At 67.9% G+C, this 16425-nt stretch carries 10 protein-coding genes; 5 read left to right on the top strand and 5 right to left on the bottom strand.

From position 1 onward, the window contains the following. Position 1 precedes the first annotated feature (1 nt). A complete protein-coding gene (locus ACODRZ_RS00050) occupies positions 2-784 on the bottom strand; it encodes an ABC transporter permease (RefSeq protein ID WP_488968979.1) in 783 nt (260 codons plus the stop codon). 274 nt (positions 785-1058) lie between these two features. Between ACODRZ_RS00050 and ACODRZ_RS00045 the strand changes: the two genes are divergently transcribed. Together ACODRZ_RS00045 and ACODRZ_RS00040 are read left to right on the top strand one after the other, a co-directional pair. After that, a complete protein-coding gene (locus ACODRZ_RS00045) occupies positions 1059-1898 on the top strand; it encodes a LysR substrate-binding domain-containing protein (RefSeq protein WP_488968978.1) in 840 nt (279 codons plus the stop codon). A gap of 101 nt (positions 1899-1999) precedes the next feature. Next, the gene (locus ACODRZ_RS00040; protein WP_488968977.1) at positions 2000-2665 is read left to right on the top strand and encodes a peroxiredoxin-like family protein; all 666 of its coding nucleotides are present in this window, start codon (positions 2000-2002) and stop codon (positions 2663-2665) included. A 6-nt stretch (positions 2666-2671) separates the two neighbouring features. Here ACODRZ_RS00040 and ACODRZ_RS00035 read toward each other — a convergent pair whose 3' ends face one another. Next, the gene (locus tag ACODRZ_RS00035) at positions 2672-4036 is read right to left on the bottom strand and encodes an FAD/NAD(P)-binding protein (protein WP_488968976.1); all 1365 of its coding nucleotides are present in this window, start codon (positions 4034-4036) and stop codon (positions 2672-2674) included. Between the two features lie 168 nt (positions 4037-4204). Between ACODRZ_RS00035 and ACODRZ_RS00030 the strand changes: the two genes are divergently transcribed. After that, a complete protein-coding gene (locus ACODRZ_RS00030) occupies positions 4205-6712 on the top strand; it encodes a putative bifunctional diguanylate cyclase/phosphodiesterase (RefSeq protein WP_488968975.1) in 2508 nt (835 codons plus the stop codon). A gap of 7 nt (positions 6713-6719) precedes the next feature. Here the strand turns inward: ACODRZ_RS00030 and ACODRZ_RS00025 are convergent, their stop codons facing one another. From ACODRZ_RS00025 to ACODRZ_RS00015, 3 genes are all read right to left on the bottom strand, one after another. Further along, a complete protein-coding gene (locus tag ACODRZ_RS00025) occupies positions 6720-7706 on the bottom strand; it encodes a pectinesterase family protein (protein ID WP_488968974.1) in 987 nt (328 codons plus the stop codon). Further along, a complete protein-coding gene (locus tag ACODRZ_RS00020) occupies positions 7703-10816 on the bottom strand; it encodes a sugar-binding domain-containing protein (RefSeq protein ID WP_488968973.1) in 3114 nt (1037 codons plus the stop codon). The genes ACODRZ_RS00025 and ACODRZ_RS00020 overlap by 4 nt, the downstream gene beginning before the upstream one ends. A 199-nt stretch (positions 10817-11015) precedes the next feature. Continuing rightward, a complete protein-coding gene (locus tag ACODRZ_RS00015; protein ID WP_488968972.1) occupies positions 11016-12092 on the bottom strand; it encodes a LacI family DNA-binding transcriptional regulator in 1077 nt (358 codons plus the stop codon). A gap of 107 nt (positions 12093-12199) precedes the next feature. Between ACODRZ_RS00015 and ACODRZ_RS00010 the strand changes: the two genes are divergently transcribed. Both ACODRZ_RS00010 and pelA read left to right on the top strand, forming a co-directional pair. Continuing rightward, a complete protein-coding gene (locus ACODRZ_RS00010) occupies positions 12200-14815 on the top strand; it encodes a glycoside hydrolase family 3 C-terminal domain-containing protein (protein ID WP_488968971.1) in 2616 nt (871 codons plus the stop codon). 23 nt (positions 14816-14838) lie between these two features. Beyond that, positions 14839-16128, top strand: coding sequence for a pectate lyase (gene pelA, locus ACODRZ_RS00005; RefSeq protein WP_488968970.1), 1290 nt, complete (start codon positions 14839-14841; stop codon positions 16126-16128). Positions 16129-16425 lie beyond the last annotated feature (297 nt).

The raw sequence follows: 16425 nt of genomic DNA, 5'->3' as shown, positions 1-16425 counted from the left end.
TTCACTGGGAGACGACGGAAGGGCGCCAGACGAGCGCACGGCTCTCGATCGCGCGGACCAGCCCGTCGGCGGCAAGGCCGAGCACGGCGTAGACCATAAGGCACACCAGGATAATGTCGGTGCGCATGAAATCGCGGGCGTTATTGATGAGGTAGCCCAACCCCGCCGTAGCGTTGATCTGCTCGGCCACGACCAGCACCAGTACGGCAACTGACAGCGAATAGCGCAGGCCCACCAGCAGCGAGGGCAGCGCGCCCGGCAGGATCACGTGCCAGACTTGCGCCGCGCGGCTCAGGCCCAGACTGCGCGCGCCTTCGAGCAGGCGCACGTCGATCCCGCGAATGCCGCCGTAGAGGTTGAGGTAGACGGGAAAGATCGAGGCGAAAGCGATCAGCGCGATCTTGGGCGTCTCGCCGATGCCAAACCAGACGATGAACAGCGGGGTCAGTGCCAGCGTCGGGATCGTGCGCTTGATCTGCATCAGCGGATCGACAGCCACCTCGCCCTGCCGCGAAAGCCCCGCGACCAACGCAAGGACGATGCCGGTGCTCACGCCGATTGCGAGACCGGCGATGATCCGCAGGAACGAGACGAAAAGGTTATCGGTCAGTTCGCCCGACACGGTCATCGACCACAGGGTCACCAGCACCTGAGAAGGCGCGGCGAGAGTGCGCTCGGGTATCAGGCCGGTCCTGGAGCCTGCCTCAAGCACCGCCAGCAGCAGCAGCGGCGACAGCCAGCGGGCCGAACCCAGCGATCGGGCCAAGCGAGTGAAAGCGGACATGGACGAAGTGCCTCGTATTGCCATGACCTCAAGCTGGCACCTAGATGTCTACCAATTCAATGGAGAAAGTCTTGGTGACCTATCAGCAACGCTCATACTGACGCCGCGAAACGCTCATCCGACGTCGGGACGTGCGGAAAACCGGGCCGGAAGCGGCACATCGCGAAACGGGACAGAATTGCTTGCCTCACCTAAATCTCTACTATTTTGATTGAGAATAAGTCATAACGCATGGATGCATGCAAGCATTCACTCCAGTCCCGAAAGCCCGCCGATGCCCGTGAATCTCCCGACCAATCTCCTGCGCAGCTTCGTCGCGATCGTCGATACCGGCTCGATGCTCCATGCTTCGGAGCGCGTGTTCGTGAGCCAGTCCGCGCTCAGCCTGCAGATCAAGCGACTCGAGGAGCTGCTGCAGCAGTCGCTCTTCCATCGCGAAGGCCGGCGCCTTGCCCTGACGGCGCACGGCGACCTGATGCTTGACTATGCGCGCAAGGTGCTCGCCCTGCATGACGAGGCGGTCGCGGCGGTCACCGCCGGGCACTTCGCCGGACCCGCAAGGATCGGCATGGTGCAGGACTTCGCGGAACTGCTTCTGACCGGCCTGCTAGCGCAATTCGCCGACCTTCATCCGGAGGCTGAACTTTACTCAAGGGTTGCGGGAACTGCCGAACTGCTCGACCTGCTGGAGCGAAGGCAACTCGACATCGTGCTGGGCTTTGCTGCGCCCAACGATGGGAACGCGGTGACCACGGCGCCGATGTCATGGTTTGGCAAGGAAGAACTGGCCGCTCATGAAACCATCCCCCTCGCCGTGCTGGAAACGCCCTGCCGCTTTCGCGAAGCGGCGATCCGCGCACTGGAGGACGCCGGGCGGCCATTCCGCATCACGGTGGAGACACCCAATCTCACCACCTTGCGCGCGGCGGTGGACGCAGGGCTTGGCCTTACCTGCCGCACCGGGATGTTCCTGCGCGATGCGCCGCTTGGAGACATCGGCCTGCCCTCGCTGCCGCAGGTCGCCTGCGTGCTGCACACCGCGCCGGGGCTGGACGGCCCGACGCACCAACTGGCGACACTGGCCCGCGAGGTCATCGCCGGGCTGCCGAACTGACGCTGCTTATTCGATAATCTCAAGCGGTTCTCAGGGCTTCTCGTTGGTCGCATCGCCGGGCTTTCCATAGCCTTGGGTGCGATCAACGATGAGGCATACCGATGACCGAAACCCTGAACGACCGCTTCGCCGCGCTGCAGGCCGAGCGCGAGCGCACCTGGAGCGCCGAGCAGCTGGAACGCAATGCGTCGCAGCGCCGGGTGCTCGCCCTGCGGCACGATCCGTCCCGGCAGCCGAAAGCAGGCGACACGGTCGCGCCCTTCACGCTCATCGATCAGGACGGACGCGAACTGACCCGCGACGCGATCCTCGCGAATGGCCCGGCGGTTCTGGTGTTCTTCCGCTTCGGAGGCTGTCCGGCCTGCAATATCGCGCTGCCGTGGTACAACAAGACCCTGCTGCCCGAACTGCGCGCGCGGGGCATCCGCCTGATCGCGGTCAGCGCACAGATTCCGGTCGATCGGGACCTGATCGCGCGCCACGGCCTCGACTTCACCGTGGCGTCGGACCCCGGCTACGCGCTCGGGCGCCAGCTCGGCATCACGTTCCTGCCCGAAGAGCAGCCCCCGGTCGCCCCCGGCCAGCCGTGGATCGGCGCGACGCTGGGCACCGACAGCTACGAGATCGACCAGCCCGCCGTATTGGCGCTGGCATCGGACGCGAGCGTGCTGTTCTTCGAGGCCAGCCCCGACTGGCTCAAGCGCACCGAGAGCGAGACGATCCTCGCCGCCCTGCCCGCGCGCCAGACCGCGACCACCGGCGCCTGACCGCGATCAGAGCCCCTCGCCGCCGACCCAGTGTTCGTCGGCGAGGAAGCGCGCGAGGCCCCACACCTGCCGCCGGATGTCGGGCACGGCGACGATCTCCCACGCCTCGCCCTTGGTGATCGGGCCGACGGCGAGCAGCCGGTCCTGCGCATTGCCCTCGGCATCGCGCACCCGGCCCAGGTGGTCGACGTCCACGCCCAGGCCGTGCGCGTCGCTCCGGACTAGGCCCGCCTTCAGCAGTTGCGCCAGGATCGGTGCGTCAATCCGGTGCAAGTCGCCGTCCGGTCCGGCACAGTTGAATACGCGGTCGACTTCGATCGTCTCTGCGACCTCACTGCCGCGCGGGCGATAGTGCACTACCGCCCGCGCGCCGACTGCATCGGCGCCGCGCAGCTTGCCCGCCACGTACTCTAGGCGCCCGGCCGCCTCCATAACCTCCAGCCGCTGCGCGACGGAAGGGGCGAGACGGTGGCGGTGAATGTCCCAGTACGGGCGCAAATGCCGCAGGAACCGCGCCTGGGCTGCGGTCGAGTGGCGACGCCAGATGTTCTGGGTATGCGGGCGCAGGGCGTCCACCGCACCGCGCCAACCGATCTCCCCTGCCCTTTGCCGCACGCCGCGCACGAGATCCGCGCCGCGCAGGTCCGGATCGGGCACCGGGGTAACCACCGGCCCGCTTTCCGCGTGAGCCAGCGGCTTGAGCCCCCGCCGCGACAAAACCGTGACCTTGCCGCCGAACCCCGAGCTTTCCAGCGACAGAACCACGTCGGCGGCCGTCAGCCCGCTGCCGACGACCAGAACGTGATCCAGCGCGGCAAGCCCCTCGATCGCCGACCGCGCCCACGGATCGGGACTGTAGAGATGCCCCGGCAGCGCCTCCAGGACACGGTGCGGCGCGGGCGGGAAATTGCCGAGGGCCAGCACCACGCCGCGGCAATCGACGACATCGCCGTCGGCCAGCCTCACGTGCGCCGACCGGTCGTCGAAATCGACCGAACATGCCTCGCCGTCGATGATCTGCGCGTCCGGCCCGGCCTTCGCCAGCGCCTGCACCAGCAGTTCACGCAAGTATGTGCCGTAAGTCAGGCGCGGTACGAAGCGGTTCGCCTCGTCGGCATCGGCGAAATCCATCCAGCGCGCGAAGTGCTTCGCGTCGTCCGGGAATGCGCTCATGTTGGACGCGCGCACGTTGAGCAGGTGCTCGGGCCGCCGCGTACCGAACGCCACGCCCTTGGCAAGCTGCGCGGAATTGCGCTCGATCAGCGCGACCCTGACCCCGTAGCGCAGCAGGTTGATCGCCAGGAGCGTTCCGCTGAACCCTCCTCCGACGATCGCGATGGGAAGGTCACGGGCGACGTTGTGACTGATCATGAAAAGAAGGTTTCCCATCCGGCTGATGAGGCTCGCTAACAGGAAATTCCCGCTACGGGATATTTTTTGTCCTCATAGATTGCGACGAACCGCACCGAGGGGCCACCAGTCGTTAACCATTACTAGTGACCTTCGGTTTATACCGATGCTCCTGATCAAGGTTAGGGCATGGCGGTTCGATCGCATCTCGTTTTCGTTTGGCTGCTTGTGGCGGCGCTGTTCTGGACCTCTCCCGCGCGGGCGGAGATGGTGCGGATGCGCTCGAACGTCTGCTATGCGACCGCACCGGCCGACCATCCAGCCACCGCGTCTTCCGTCGCGCGGCTCCAATTCGACTGCGCCCGCACTCCGGCTTATTCCTCCTATGGCAAAGGCTGGGTCTGGCTGAAGCTGCGCGATCCCGGCGCCCTGGCCAGCCTGCCCTCCGGCTGGCTGTTGATGACCGACCAGACCCGGTTCGCGCGCATGACCACCCTGGTGGTCGACACCGAAGGGCGCGTGCGCACCACCACGATCACACCCGGAACCATCCGCGACCACTGGGCACTGGGCGGCATGTTGCGCTTCGCCATGGACCGACCCGGTGCGCAGGTTCGCGACGTCTACATCGGCTACCGCGACCTCGACGACCTCTCCCTGATGCGCAAGCTGACGGCGGCGAGCCCGCGCGATCTCCTGCACCTCGAGGGCATGTGGCTGGGTCTGATGGGCATTTTCGCGGGCGCCATATTCTCGGCCTTCGCCTACAACCTGCTGATCTACACCGGGCAGCGCCTGGTATTCCAGCGCTGGTATCTCGTCTGGTCGATGCTGGTCCTCGCCTATGGCCTGACATGGACGAACGTGCTGGCCTTCGCTTTCCCCGAATACGTTGGTCCAGTGGCCGTGACGACCGACTATCTCCTAGTCGCCGGACTGATCGCAGCCGGCAACATGTTCTTCCTTGCCGTCATCGAGGAAGGCGTGCTGCCCCGCTGGCTGGTGCGATGGGGCAAGGTCTGCGCCTGCCTCAACGTGGCGGTGGGACTGATGGCCGCCTTCGTGCCCGTCACCACGCCGGTCGTGCTCGACCGCTGGCTCAACGTGGTGTTCGTCCTCAGCGTCGCCAGCGTCGGGACGGGGAGCGTCATCGCGCTACGGGCACGCAGCCGCGTCGTCTGGTTCTACCTCGCGGGCTGGACGCCGGTGCTTTCGGTCTTCGCGCTGCGCGTCAGTCGCAATTTCGGACTGACCGTGCAGGACGACATGATCGACATGGCGACCTTCGCGACGCTCGCCTTTGAATCGATCGCCCTTTCGCTCGCCATCGCCGACCGTTTCCGCCTGCTCGGCAAGGAGCGCGATGCCGCGGAACAGGCCCGCAAGGTCGCGCAAGTCGAGAGCGAGACGTTCCGCCGCGCCGCCCAGACCGACTACCTGACCGGCCTCGGCAACCGCGCCGCGTTCCAGTCCGTGCTGCGCACGATGTGCGAAAGCGCCAGCCGCGCGCCGTTCATGCTGCTGCTGGTCGACGTCGACCACCTCAAGCACATCAACGATCGCCTCGGTCATGACGGCGGCGATCTGCTGCTCGGCAAGGTCGGCCGAGGCCTTGCGGCGGCGGGCGGCCTGGGCTCGCACGTCTCGCGCATCGGCGGCGACGAGTTCGCGATCCTGCTGCCCTGGGACCCCGCCGCCGAACTGCGCATCCGCCGCGCGCTCGACGAACTGCAGGGCGCGACGCTGACGCATGGCGGTCGGACATGGGCGCTGTCGCTCAGCATCGGCCTGGCCTGTTTCCCGCAGGATGCCTTCGAACCGGACGTGCTCGTAAAGAATGCGGACCTCGCGCTGTACCAGGCCAAGCAGGAAGGGCGCCGCCGCCTGCTCGACTATGCACCGCACCTGCGCGAGCAACTCGACAGCCGGCAGCTGTTCGGACAGGAGGCCCGCCAGGGCATCGAGCGCGACGAGTTCTCGCTCCACTACCAGCCCATCGTCGACATGGCGACCGGCGCGATAGGCTCCTACGAGGCGCTGCTGCGCTGGCAGCACCCGGTGCACGGACTGATGACCCCGGCGGTCTTCGGCGACATGCTGAACGAGCGCAAGCTGGGCCTTGCGATCCAGCAGCACGTGCTCGACATGGGCCTCGCCGCCCTGCGCGATCACCCCGAGCGGATGCCCAGGCTGTCGGTCAATCTCATCGCCGCGCAGCTGGACAGCCCCCATGCCGCCGCCCGCCTGCTGGCGCGGATGCGTGACTACGGCGTCGCTCCGGAACGCCTGTGCATCGAGGTTACCGAGGACTTCGTGCTTGGTCGCGCCGTCGACGAAACCGCAAAGGCGCTCGACCTCCTCCACGAAGCGGGCGTCACCGTGGCGCTCGACGACTTCGGCACCGGCTATGCCTCGCTGATCCACCTCAAGCACCTGCCTTTCGACGTGCTCAAGATCGACCGCTCCTTCACCCTCGGCCTGTTCGAGGACGACGGGCAGAGCGAGGCGATCATCCGCGCCATCATCGGGCTCGGGCAGGGCCTCGGCAAGCAGGTCGTGGCCGAAGGTGTCGAGACCGAAGAGCAGCGCCTTAAGCTGGCGGAGATGGGCTGCCAGCTGGGCCAGGGCTACCTCTTCGCGCGGCCCGCTCCAATCGAGACCTTCGCTCCCGCAGACACGGCATCCCGCGCGGCCTGAGGTCCCTTCAGCGCTTCAGGCCGCGTGCGATCCAGGCGGTGTCGTTACCGAAGAATCGCTCCAGCCGCCACGCATTCGCCCCCTCGGCATCGAGCCAGGTCGCTTCCTTCGCCAGCGTCAACCCCGAGGTACCCGGCCCGCTCGGCGCGTAGAGAGCATAGCGGGTGGTCGGCAGCTTGCTGGTCTTGCCCGGCGTCCATTCGGTGAAGGCGCCCGGCGCCAGCGGCGTATCGAGCACCGGCTGCAGGAACACGACCGAGGCATAATCGCGCCACGGTCGCCCGAGCGAGACGTTGCGCGCCGCCGGATCGGCGGTGAGGCGGCAGTCCTCGAACACGAAGGCGCTGTCCTCGCCCGGCGCGTTGCGGCTTTGTGCGGTGTACATGACGGACTCGTGCGCCTCGCCGTGAAGCTGGCACTTGCGGAAGAAGGCCTTGGCATTGCCGAACACGAAATCGACGTGGCCGGCGATGTAGCAGTTCTCGAAGTAGGCGCGGGTTTCCTTGCCGCCCTGCCCGTCGTTGACGAACAGCGTGTCCTGATGGCCGAGCATCCGCACGTTCGACACCACCGCCGCGTCGCCCGTCAGCGATACCGCCACCGCCTGCGAGGGCGCGTGCGCGGGATCGAGCCACCAGTCGTTCGACACCGTCAGGTTGCGTAGCGTGAACGAAGCACCGGTCACGCTCAGGGTCGCGGACTTGAAGGTGCCGCCTGCCGTCATGGCGGAATCGCCGTAGACGAGGACGACGTCGTCCGGCCGCCTGCCGGTGCCTGCCAACGTGACGTTCGCGGCGCTGACGGTCAGCTTCTCGCGGTAGGTTCCCGGCGCGATGAGCACTTTGCCGCCCTCGGCCGCTACCGAATCGATGGCGGACTGGACGGTATGGAATGCCTCTGCCTTCGCCGGGTCGACGTGGACGGTGCGGGCCATGGCAGGCGCGCTCAGCATGGCAGGTGCGACAAGCGCCGCGCAGATCAGTTTATGGTTCACGAAGTCCTCCCCTGTCTTGCCAGCCATTCGATGGCATTGGCGAGGAAACGGCGCTGCAGCGGCGCCACCATGTCCGGCATGCGGTGGACCACCGCGTGCATCCCCTTGTTCGCGGCCACCAGCGTTGCCGCGCCGTTGTGGCGATCGTGGTCGCGGCTGTAGCCGGCGACGATCTCGACGCCCGGCCCGTCCACCAGCAGTCCGTTGGAAAGCCGACCGTCGACCTGATGGAAGATCCCCGCCGCCCGGTCCGCCGGGATACCGGCGAACAACGGGTGCGCGCGCAGGTAGTTCCAGTTGCCCATCCACGGCGCGCGAATGTCGCCCACGGTGCCCTTGAACTCCAGCAGGCCGAGATCCGCGAGTTGCCGCGCGACGCCTTCGGACAAGCCATCCTCCGGCACCAGCGCCAGCAGCGGCACGCCCGAGCGCACGGCAGCCAACACTTGCGGCGACAGTTCGCCGAGCACCAGCTTGGGCTTCTCGCCCTTTTTCGGCTGCGCTTCAAGGCCGGTCTGCTCGCCGATCTGGCGACGGGCGATCTCGTCCGCCTTGAGACCCGAGGCGATGACCAGATCGTACCGCTGCCCCGGCCGGAATTCCTCCAGCCTGAGGCCGGGCAAAGCCTCCAGTTGCGCCCGAAGACTACGCGCGATCCCGGAGACGGCGACGCGCCGCCCGGATGCCACCTGAGCGGGCAGCCCCGCCACCCACAGACTGCGCGTGAAGCTCGCGCCCGGAGCGCCGGAGAAGGACAGGCGCACCTGCCACTCCCCCTCTCGAACCAAAGCAGGCGTCGTGACTTCGTGGGCGACCAGCTGACTGAACCGGTCCGGCACCGTGGCGACTACCGGATAGCGCCCCAGTTCCACGACGGCGCCCTGCGGATCGCGCAGGGACAGCGCCAGTTCGCCGCTCACCGCCTTGCCGGTATCGTTGAACAGGAACAGGTCGAGCACCGCGCTCTCCCCGGCCGCGTAAGCCAGCTTGCGCTGCTTGGCGACGGGGCGCACCGGCAGCAGGCTGGCCCGCACCAGCGCCGGGTCGGCCTTAAAGCCGCGCAGGTTGTCGACGATGCCGGAGTGGTTCTCGATCGCGGTGGTCTCCCACCCGCTGATCGCCGCCACGTCCACCTCGTCGCCGATGCGGATGTTCTCCATGTAGTTGGCCCAGGCGTCGTAGCTCTTGGCGCCGATCGACAGGAACAGGTCCTGCGCGGTGGGGAATGCCTTGCGGAACCCCCAGCGCTCCAGGAACGCCTCGGTATTGGCGAGGATCACCGCATGGTCGGCAAGGTCGTAGGAGCGGCCGCCGCCCTTGCGGATCGTCTCGACCATGGCGGCGTGATCGTCGGCGACCGCGCAGCCTTCCATCTCGCCGAACTCGACGATGAAGGGCTTGCCGGTCTGGCGGTGGATGTAGTCGTCGGGGCTCTTGTAGAAGGCGTCGTACCACTGATCGCCCGCGCCCTGATGGTTGTCCCACCAGCCACCCCACTCGACCTCGTCCGAGCGGTAGTATCGGTCGCTGTAAGGCACGTACATCGCCTGGGAGGCGCCGCGCTGGACGAAGCCGTCGTTGAGGATCACCGTGCGGCTCGGATCGGCGCGGTGCATCGCCAGCAGCACCGCCTGCACATCGGGGTTCGCGAGGTCCGCGCCCAGCTCGTTCTGCAGCGTGTACTGCACCAGCGAGGGGTGCGAGCGGAACGCCCGGACCATCGCCACGCACTTCTCCACCTGATAGTCGCGCGCGAAGCGATCGGCGTCGGAGAGTTCACCGTTCTTGCCATAACCCGCGATGGCAAAGCGGCCGCCTCCGGGCTCCATCACGCGCAGCAGGCCCATCTCGTCCTGCCGGTCGAGCACCTCGCGCTTGCCGACGTTGCGGTGGAAGTGCAGGCAGTTTAGGCCGAGCGCCTTGGCCGCCTCGACTTCCTTTGTCGCAAGGTCAGGGCGCGGCCAGAGCCCGTTGAAACCCCAATAGCCCCACGAGATCGCCGAGTAGAGCTTGATGCGCCGCCCGTTGAGCCGCAGCATCGCGTCGCTGCCCAGCCCCTCCGGCGCGAACCAGCGGAAGCCGAAGCGCACATCGCGCGCATCCTTGCCGAACGAGAGGCGCAGCGTGTGCAGCACCGGGGCGTCGAGATCCCACAACTGCGCGTCCCGTGCCTCGACGCGGAAGCGGACATGCGCGGTGGTCCCCTCGACGCGCACGTCCTCCAGCGCCACCTTCGCCGGAAGCCTCGCGCCTTTGTCATCGAGCAGCACAGCCTTGGCGAGCTTTCCGGCCCTTGCCGCCAGCGCGGCGTCGCGGCAGGCAACCTCCATATGCGCGGTCACCACATGCGGATCGGGCGTATTGAGCACCCAGGCGTCGGCCACATGCGCATCGAGCGGGTGGCTGGTGAGATACACATCCCGGTCGATCCCGCCGAACCCGTGCGAGCGGAACAGCTTCACCGCGCCCCAGGTCATCGTGGTCGAATCGCGCCAGTCATAGCGGCCGCCGGGGTTGGTGATGCGGATCGCCAGCCGGTTGCGCGCGCCGGGCCGCAGCGCCTCGGTCAGATCGCAGACGATCGGCAGTTCGGCCATGATCGAGTAACCGACCAGCTTCTCGTTGAGGAACACCTCCGCCCGCAGCCGCGCGCCGCGAATGTGCAGCAGCGTGCGCCGCTTCGCGAATGAGGCGGGCACATCGAAGTCCTTCGTCCACCACGAAACGCCGCGATAGGCGCCGTTCTGCGGCACGGGATCGTCGTTGGCGTAGCGGTACTCGTCGTCGGTATAGGGCCGCTCGCCCAACTTGCCCCAGACGTGCTCCTCCACCGTGGTCGGGAGGGTAACGGCGACTGACGGCGCGCTGTCGAGGATGCCCCACCCACCCGTCGGCGGATTGACCGGCAGGCTGGGAAGATCGACCTGCGAAGGCAGCACGATGCGATCGTCCTCGAACCGCGCCTCGCGATCGAGCCAGAGCCGCCAGCCCTCGTCAGGCAGCGAAATGCGGTTGCCGTGCTCTACCGCCAGCGCCGTCGAAGGCAGCATTGCCGCCGCACCCGAAGCGCCCGCGACGCCGATAAAGCCCCGACGATCGAGCGCGGTCATCGACCCGTTTCCGTCAGGCGTGCGGATTGATGCTGTTCCATGCCATCCCTTCCCCCGTTCGCGGCGCCGGCTTGCTGCACGTTCACCCGAATTGAGATAGCGCTATCATTGATCAAGCCAGATGTGCAAGAGCCTTCGCTAAAAGACGGCCGGGATAGAGATCCCGCGCTCGCGATGATGATGAACGAGAATTGCCCGATCAGGTCGAAGGCGCGGCGTCGGACTCGCGGTGGATCAGCTCGAAGGTCATCTGCGCATGGCGGGGCGCGAAGCGGCGACCTTCGCGGCGGGTGCGGATATCCTCGACCAGCTGCAACACCGCCGCGCGTGACATGTCGGCGATGGGCTGGCGGATCGTCGTGAGTTCCGGCCAGGTCGTCGTCGCCTGCGGGGCATCGTCGAAGCCGACCACGGTAAGGTCGCGCGGCACGTCCAGCCCCATGCGGTGCGCCACCGAGACCACCGCCGCCGCCATGTCGTCGTTGCTGGCGAAGATCGCGGTCGGCCGCTCGGCCAGAGCCAGCAGCTGTTTGGCAGCGTCAAGGCCGGAGCGGTAGGTGAACAGGCCCTCGACCACCAGCGCCGGGTCGGAAACCAGCCCCGCCTCTCCCAGCGCATCGAGATAACCGTAAAGCCGCAGCGCCGAAGCCGTCTGGTCCGGGTTTCCGCAGACGAACCCGATCCGCTTGTGCCCCTGCTCGACAAGATGCCGCGTCATGGCCGCCGCCGCCCCGCGATCGTCGATGTTGACAGAGGACAGGAAGATCGGCGGCCGCCCCGAAGCCACCGCGACGCCGGGCACCTCGGCGTCCTGAAGCAGCCGGTGGATGTCGTCGGCATCGCACAGCGGCGGCGGCAGGATCAGGCCGTCCACTCCGCTGTCGATGAGCCGCTGCACGATCCCCGAGCGCTCCTCCTTCGTCTCGCACAGCTGGACCACCAGTTGCACGTTCGCCCGGCTCGCCTGGTCGAGGCTGCCGACGAGGAATTCGTTGAGGTATCCGGCGCTCGGGTTGCTGTAGAGCAGGCCGATGCGGATCTCGCTGGCCGCCGCGAGGTTCCGGGCGGCGGCGCTGGGCGAATAGTTCAGCGCCTTGATCGCCGCCTCGACCCGCTCGCGCGTTTCCTCGCGCACGTTGGCCTTGCCGTTCATCACGCGCGACACCGTCATCAACGAGACGCCTGCCTCGCGCGCCACGTCCGAGATGGTATTGCCCGCGCGCGACCGGCGGGAGGTACGCGGCCGCATGGGCGATCCGTCGATATCGTCTGCCATGCGTGCCTCAACTCCCTGCCTGAACCCTCGCTGCTAACGCGCCCGCAAGCCGCTTGCAATGTGAGCGGCTGATTGATAGCGCTATCAGAAATAATAGGGAGAGCATCGTGACGCACCGAATCGGGCTGCTGCTATGTGCGGCGACCATCGTCCTGCCGACCATCGCCAGCGCACAAGGCACTGCCGAACCACCCAGCCCCGCTATGCTCCAGAGCCGCGCCACTGACATGGTGCGCGCGATGACGCTGGAGGAGAAAGCCGCGCAGCTCAAGTCGGAGGCTCCGGCGATCCCGCGTCTCGGCATCCCGGCCTACGACTGGTGGAGCGAGGGCCTGCACGGCGTCGCCCGTGCCGGGGAGGCGACCGTCTTCCCGCAGGCCGTCGCCATGGCCGCCACATTCGATGCGCCGCTGATCGAGCAGGCCGCCGACACCATCGCCACCGAATTTCGCGCCAAGTACCGCGAGACGCTCGGCGCCGACGGCAGTTCGAAGCGCTATCGCGGGCTCACCGTCTGGTCGCCCAACATCAACATCTTCCGCGATCCGCGCTGGGGGCGCGGACAGGAGACCTTCGGCGAGGACCCCTACCTCACCGGCCGCATGGGCGTATCCTTCGTGCGCGGGCTGCAGGGCGATGACCCCACGTTCTACAAGACCGCCGCCGTCGCCAAGCACTTCGCCGTCCATTCCGGCCCCGAGGGCAACCGCCACCGCGAGGACGTCCACCCCTCTCCCTACGATCTGGAGGACACCTACCTCCCCGCCTTCCGCGCTACGGTGACCGAGGCGAAGCCCGCCGGGATCATGTGCGCCTACAACGCCATCGACGGCGTGCCCGCCTGCGGCTCGCCGCTCATCGCGCAGCGGCTGCGCGGGGACTGGGGCTTTGCCGGGCATGTGGTGACCGACTGCGCCGCGATGGTCGATTTCTTCAACCCCGAGGCCCACGCCTACAGCCGCGATCCAGTGGACGCGGCGGCGAGCGCGGTGCGCGCGGGAACCGACCTCATCTGCGTCGAGTTCGGGCGCGACAAGTCCTCCGACCCGGCGATCATCGTCGATGCCGTGCGCCGGAACCTGCTGCCCGAGGACCTGCTCGACCGCGCGGTGGAGCGTACCCTTACCGACCGCCTGCGCCTCGGCCTGCCGGGAGAGACGACGCCCTATTCCGCCATCACGCCCGCGCAGAACGATACCGCCGCCAACGCCGACCTCAACCGCAAGGTCGCGCGGGAATCGCTGGTGCTGCTCAAGAACGACGGGCTGCTGCCGCTGGCGAAGGCGCCGCGCTCGATCGCGGTGATCGGGCCGAATGCGGACAGCGTCGATGCGCTGGTGGGTAACTACAACGGCACGCCGTCGAAGCCCGTCACGCTGCTGGAGGGCCTGCGCCAGCGCTTCCCCGAGGCGCGGATCGACTACGTGCAGGGCACCGGCCACGTCGGCCCGCCGCTGAAGCCCGTGCCCGGCGCGGTGCTCTGCGTCGATGCGCGGTGCAGCGCCAAGGGCGTCACCGTCGAGGAATTTGCCGGGACGGTGATCGAAGGCAAGCCCCTGTCCCGCCGCACGAACGCCGACATCCGCTTCGACTGGGGCCGCCCTGCCCGCGCGCAGCGCAGCACCGCGATGCGCTGGAGCGGCTGGATCGTGCCCGAGGCGACCAGCGAATATCACTTCCGCATGAACCTCGACGACGGCTACCGCATCACCGTGGACGGGCGCGAGATCGCCGATGCCTGGGACCTCGGCGACCCGCCATCGATCCACAACGACGGCGTCACCCTCACCGCAGGCAAGGCGTATAGCATCGTCATCGAAGCTCGGCAGGAGGGCGATCGCGGCGACCAGTCGCTGCTCTGGACCGACATGCGCGAACAGGAAGGCGCCGCCGTCGAGGCCGCGCGCAAGGCCGATCTCGTCGTCTTCGCGGCGGGCCTCAATTCGAAGCTGGAGGGCGAGGAAATGCGCGTCAACGCGCCGGGCTTCGCGGGCGGAGACCGTACCAGCCTCGACCTTCCCGCCCCGCAGGAGGGGCTGCTCGAAGCGCTTCACGCGACCGGCAAGCCGGTGATCCTCGTGCTCATGAACGGCAGCGCGATGAGCGTGAACTGGGCGCAAGGGCACCTGCCCGCCATCGTCGAGGCGTGGTATCCCGGCGGGGTTGGCGGGCGCGCGGTGGCGGACATGATCGCGGGCGACTTCAGCCCGGCGGGCCGCCTGCCGGTGACCTTCTACGCCTCCGCCGAGCAGCTTCCCGCCTTCGGCGACTATGCGATGCAGGGGCGGACCTACCGCTACTTCGCGGACAAGCCTCTCTACCCCTTCGGCCATGGCCGCAGCTACACCAGCTTCGCCTACGCCGCGCCCAGGACCGCGAAGCAGGTCGTTGCGGGCAAGGCGCTGGAAGTCTCGGCGACGGTGACCAACAGCGGAAAGCGGGACGGCGACGAGGTCGTGCAGCTTTACCTGCGCCATCCCGGCGGCCCCGCGCGCCATGCGCTGCAGGGCTTCACCCGTATCCACCTGAGGCCCGGCGAAAGCCGCGAGGTGCGCTTCATCCTCGATCCGCGCGCGCTCAGCACCGTCGATGCGGCGGGGATGCGCCGCGTGATGCCGGGCGAGGTCGAGATCTGGGTCGGCGGCGGCCAGCCCGATACCGGCGCGCCCGGCGGCTGGGCGAAAGTCCGCATGACCGGCAAGGCCGTGCCGCTTCCAAAATAACGACGTCCTAGGGAGAGAGAACCATGCGCAACCTGAAAGCCCTGCTCCTCGCAACCGCACTCGCGGCCGCGCCGCTGCAGGCCGCGACGATCGGCACCATGACCCCGGCCGAGCCGGTCACCACCGCGCGGATCGCCGCCCTGCCCGCAGCGCAGCAGCAGGCGTGGGATCGTTACCTCGCCCGCTCGCAGGCGCTGATGGCGGCGGACAAGGCGGCGCTGGCCGCCGAGCGCAAGACCCATCCGGCGAGCAACCCGCCCTCCGGCCCCTCGGGCGGCGGCGGGATGCCGATGGACAAGCCTGCCGCGTGGTACGCCGGGGCGGAGGCGCGGCGCATCGCCGCCACCGTGGTCAGCTTCCAGACCCCGGCGGGCGGCTGGGGCAAGAACATGGACCGCTCCGGCCCGGCGCGGCTGCCCGGCCAGAGCTGGGTCCCGCACGAGAACCTGCCCGCCAACGCGCGCGAGGACATCGTCAGCGCCAGCGAGGAATGGCGCTACGTCGGCACGATCGACAACAACGCCACGCTCGACGAGATGCGCTTCCTCGCCCGCGTTCAGGCGCATGCGCAGGGGCGCGAGGGAGACGCGGCGCGCGCTTCGTTCCGCAAGGGGCTGGCTTATCTGCTCGAAGCGCAGTTCCCGAACGGGGGCTGGCCGCAGGTCTATCCGCTGCAGGGCGGCTATCACGACGCGGTGACCTACAACGACGACGCCATGGCGCAAGTGCTCGCGCTGCTGGAGGACGTAGCGGGGCGCAAGGGCGACTTCGCGTTCGTGACGACGGCGGAGGCTGGAAAGGCCAGGGCAGCATACGATCGCGGCATCGGGGTGATCCTGGCCACGCAAGTGCGGGTGGACGGCAGGCTGACCGGCTGGTCGCAGCAGCACGATGCGCTGACCCTGGCCCCGGTCGGCGCGCGCAACTTCGAGCCTGCCACGCTGTCCAGCAACGAGAGCGCGCGGTTGCTGGTTCTGCTGATGGAGCAACCTTCGCCCTCGCCGCAGGTCGTCGCGGCTGTGCATGGCGGGGCCGCGTGGCTGCGCTCGGTCGCGGTGCGGGACAAGGCGTGGGGACTGGCCGACGATGGCATCGCGGGCAAGCACCTGTTCGACAAGGCAGGCGCCGGGCCGATCTGGGCGCGGTTCTACGACATGGCCACGGGGCGACCCGTATTCGGCGACCGCGACAAGTCGGTCCATGACGATGTGAACGAGATCAGCCTGGAACGGCGCAATGGCTACAGCTGGTTCGGCGGCGGGCCGGGTCAGGCGCTGAAACGGTACGAAAGCTGGGCGAAGGGTCGGGAGTAAATCCTCCCCCTTGGGGGAGGGGGACCATGCGCAGCATGGTGGAGGGGCACAGGCGGTTTATGTAAGGTCGAGAGGAAGCGCCCTGCACGAGGGTGCCCCTCCACCACCCTGTGGGTGGTCCCCCTCCCCGTGCCGGGGAGGATGTGCGTGCGTGATCCCTTTACCCCCGTCATCCCACAAAACCCGTCATCCCAGCGAAGGCTGGGACCGCTGGCCGCGTAAAACCCAACCCTCGGCAGGGCGCCCTGACGATAGTTGGCCGTAACAGGCCAGCGGTCCCAGCCTTCGCTGGGATGA

The organism is Novosphingobium sp. FG90, assembly GCF_057808725.1.
This window is presented reverse-complemented; position numbering and strand designations above follow the sequence as displayed.

What these genes read in the sequence shown, in the direction of transcription:
- ACODRZ_RS00050 (WP_488968979.1), bottom strand. Translation starts at nt 784, where the DNA reads ATGTCCGCTTTCACTCGCTTGGCCCGATCGCTGGGTTCGGCCCGCTGG.
- ACODRZ_RS00030 (WP_488968975.1), top strand. Translation starts at nt 4,205, where the DNA reads ATGGCGGTTCGATCGCATCTCGTTTTCGTTTGGCTGCTTGTGGCGGCG.
- ACODRZ_RS00045 (WP_488968978.1), top strand. Translation starts at nt 1,059, where the DNA reads ATGCCCGTGAATCTCCCGACCAATCTCCTGCGCAGCTTCGTCGCGATC.
- ACODRZ_RS00015 (WP_488968972.1), bottom strand. Translation starts at nt 12,092, where the DNA reads ATGGCAGACGATATCGACGGATCGCCCATGCGGCCGCGTACCTCCCGC.
- ACODRZ_RS00040 (WP_488968977.1), top strand. Translation starts at nt 2,000, where the DNA reads ATGACCGAAACCCTGAACGACCGCTTCGCCGCGCTGCAGGCCGAGCGC.
- pelA (WP_488968970.1), top strand. Translation starts at nt 14,839, where the DNA reads ATGCGCAACCTGAAAGCCCTGCTCCTCGCAACCGCACTCGCGGCCGCG.
- ACODRZ_RS00020 (WP_488968973.1), bottom strand. Translation starts at nt 10,816, where the DNA reads ATGACCGCGCTCGATCGTCGGGGCTTTATCGGCGTCGCGGGCGCTTCG.
- ACODRZ_RS00035 (WP_488968976.1), bottom strand. Translation starts at nt 4,036, where the DNA reads ATGATCAGTCACAACGTCGCCCGTGACCTTCCCATCGCGATCGTCGGA.